Source organism: Colwellia sp. BRX10-9 (assembly GCF_014077405.1).
Taxonomy (GTDB): Bacteria; Pseudomonadota; Gammaproteobacteria; order Enterobacterales; family Alteromonadaceae; genus Colwellia_A.
In genome coordinates, this window is record NZ_JACGVV010000070.1 from 1 (window position 1) to 3,430 (window position 3,430).

Here is a 3,430-nt window from a genome sequence, read left to right on the forward strand (position 1 = left end):
CTTGTTTGAATAGCGCGTAAACATAGCTACATTCAAAAACAGCAAGAAAAATACAGCTACCTTGGGGGAGAAGTAAAGCTTGCCTGAAATTCACTCATTTAGTCAATATCTATAAAAATCGATATACAAAGGCTTACAAGATGAAGTACATGCATTGTTAATGACCAATGGATAGCATTGTTTCAGAGCATTATTACTGCGGAGAATTATCATGGGTGGCATGGTAATAATCATTCAGGATAACGCACGGCTAAGACATCACATTTTGCCCCATGTAAAATAGCATTACAGGTAGATCCTAGTAGTAATTGCAAGCCATGTACACCATGACTTCCGGTGATAATTAAATCAACGTTTTCTTTCTCTGCAAAAGCAAAGACTTCGCCACTAATATGTCCTATTGGTATATGCAAATCTTGCTCTAGAATATTGAACCTTTTAGCCAAAGGCTGAAGTATCTCTTTGGCACGCTCTGCTAGTGCTCTAGTAGTTCCTATACTATCTATGGGGTCCAAACCCTGCATAGTACCGTATACACCAGCATAGTAAGCGTTTGGTATAAGCTCAACTACATGAATAACACTCAGTTTTGCCTGAGTGAGTTCTTGTAGTTGCGTGACTTTATCTTCGATATAACTCTTCGTCTCATTAAGTTCTGCGGCAAATAAAATATGCTTATACATTAATTTCTCCTTTATTTTAAATAATAATATTTTGCTTATAGCTTGCTTGCGTAACATCAACTTGATATTGATGTTTTAATTTTTGCGCAAGTATATCCATGGCTTCTACTTCCCCATGTACGAGAACTACAGGTGGTTTGTTTTCGAAGCCTTGATACCACTCAAGTAAGCCTTGTTGGTCAGCATGTGCAGAGAATCCGCCAACGGTGTGAATATTTGCTTTAACTTGTACCTTTTCTCCCCACAACTTTATGTGTTCACAGCCATCAACAAGCGATCGACCTAATGTTCCTCTAGCTTGAAAGCCAACAATAAGCACATGAGCATTCTCACGCCAAATATTATGTTTGAAATGGTGTTTAATTCGCCCCCCTGTACACATGCCGCTACCCGCTATAATAATGGCGCCTGAAGATATTTGATTTATTTTCATCGAATATTCAGTTGTTTCTGACATATGCAAGTTAGGTAAATTAAATATCCCATTATCTTGTAGTTGGACATCAATTGCTTCCTTATCGTAAACTTCGCGGTGCTTGGCATAAACATTAGTAGCTTTTATTCCCATAGGACTATCGAGAAAAATTTGCCAATCGCCTAATTGCCACTCCTCAAAATGTTGCTTAAATTCATAAAGTAACTCTTGTGTTCTGCCAACGGTAAAAGCAGGAATTAATATGTTTCCTTTACTACTTTTAGCATTAGCAATAATATTACCCATTTCTTGCCAAGTATCCTGCCAACTACGATGTAATCTGTCACCATATGTACTTTCCATAATAACCAAGTCAGCATGTTTAATCGTGAACGGATCACGTAAAATAGGGGCGTTTTTATGGCCTAAATCGCCACTAAAGACAATCTTTTTACTAACGCCGTTTTCAGTGAGTGCTAATTCAACAATAGCCGAACCAATAATATGACCCGCATCTCTAAGGGTTAGTTTAACGCCTTGGCATACTTCTAACTCGGCATCATAGGTAAGTCCTTTAAAATACTGACAGGTTGTCTCCGCTTCTGCTCTCGTATAAAGGGGGTCTACTAATGCTAAACCTTTACGCTCACGTTTTTTATTTTCCCAGCGGGCTTCCTTTTCGTGAATATAGCCTGAGTCTAGGAGCATAATTTTACATAAATCTACCGTGGTATTATGAGTATAGATACAACCATGAAAACCTTCTTTTATGAGCATGGGTAATCGACCTGTGTGGTCAAGGTGTGCGTGACTGACGATCACCGCATCTAGCTCACTAACATCAAAAGGGAAGGGGTCGTGATTGTGTTTTTCATGCTCATGAGAGCCCTGAAACATCCCACATTCAATAAGTATATTTTTGTTGTTTACTTGCACCAAATAGCAAGAACCCGTGACTTCACGAGTGGCACCGAAAAATTTAATATTCATTTTAGCTCCCATAAGGATTAGTGTGGGTAATACGGATATCTGGTTTGTTGATAAGGTTTTAATGTGTAATTTGGCTGTAAAAAGGACACCAAATCAATAAGCTCGGTCACGGTCATAACATCGTTAAAGACCTTCATCTTTGATTTTCCTTCAGGTGTTCTTAGCTTAGGCGAATGCGGGTTGGAGAATTTATGAGATGGATTAATTATTGAAGTAACTAATTCAGCGTAAGTTATGATTTTAGTTTTCTCACCCCCAAGGGAAACAGAGATATCTTGTTGTTTTACAATACTTGAGTCCTCAACACCTTTTAGTGTGTGGCACGCTAAACATTGGTACTTTAAGAAAACTGTTTTACCTGTTTCAATATTACCTTTAGGCAGGCTAAATCCTCGTGGGGAATCAACCCCTTTATCACAACTGAATAGCGTTAATGACAAAACGATAAGTAAAGTGAATAGAATGTATTTCATTGTTATTCCTTAATTACTTTTTTAAGTTGAATTAATTAAAGCGCTGATCAAAACCATGAGTAAAGTCACACTAGTATTAGAATTTTTTCTTGCTTATTGATATCTACAAATTGTATAGATAAGCATTTTTCTGGTGATATCAAAGACTCTTCTGGGATAGCAGTACAAGTTAAAAAGCAGATAATTCCAAAAAAATTACACATAGCGCTTTCCACTATTAGGTTGATTTTTAGTCTAGTTGTTCTTATTTGAGGATTCAATTTTTCTTGGGAATACGTTGATATAGATCAATGATGTAGACGTTAATGAAAAACTAACAGCTTATGAATGAAGTAGGTAAATAACTTTGTCTATCCGATAACACTGAATAAATCATTCAGTGCGCAGCGCTTCTATGGGGATTAATTTAGCGGCACTTTTTGCCGGGTGAATGCCAGCTAACAAACCAATAAGGGCAGAAAAGCTTAACGAACCTTTAATACATAAATATTAAGGTCAACTGATAGCGCAGGCTGTGTGAAAACTATTTTGAACTTGCGTAATTTGGAAATATCAACGACAAAAGACTCTGTAGATTTAAATCTGTAGTAAGTTTGGTGTCAAACTACCTTTGAATTTACATAGCGTTGCATAAAAATTGTAAGCTGAGTGTTTTCACACAGCCTGAGCGAACAGTCTACCTAAAGAAAAACCAAAAGCTAACTTCTGCAATACTTATCAAAGTAAGCTTTAATTATTAGATGATGAACGACCGCTGTGGTGGCTAAGCGGACTACTTATTAAAATTAAGATATGTCGTCTTTGTAGTAAAAGTGATCTGAAGAGATCAATCTCAGACATTATGCGTGTAACACATGAAAGCTCGATTT

3 protein-coding genes are annotated in these 3,430 nt (G+C 37.0%); all 3 read right to left on the minus strand.

What is annotated here, in order from left to right:
- Window positions 1–230: 230 nt before the first annotated feature.
- From H4J69_RS19415 to H4J69_RS19425, 3 genes are read right to left on the minus strand one after another with little or no spacing between them, the layout of a single operon-like run.
- Entirely contained in the window at window positions 231–683 is a 453-nt protein-coding gene (locus tag H4J69_RS19415) for a universal stress protein (protein WP_182245178.1), read from the minus strand.
- A 16-nt stretch (window positions 684–699) separates the two neighbouring features.
- Complete coding sequence (locus tag H4J69_RS19420; RefSeq protein WP_182215105.1) at window positions 700–2,088, minus strand: MBL fold metallo-hydrolase RNA specificity domain-containing protein; 1,389 nt, start codon at window positions 2,086–2,088, stop codon at window positions 700–702.
- A 17-nt stretch (window positions 2,089–2,105) separates the two neighbouring features.
- Entirely contained in the window at window positions 2,106–2,561 is a 456-nt protein-coding gene (locus tag H4J69_RS19425) for a c-type cytochrome (protein ID WP_182215103.1), read from the minus strand.
- Window positions 2,562–3,430 lie beyond the last annotated feature (869 nt).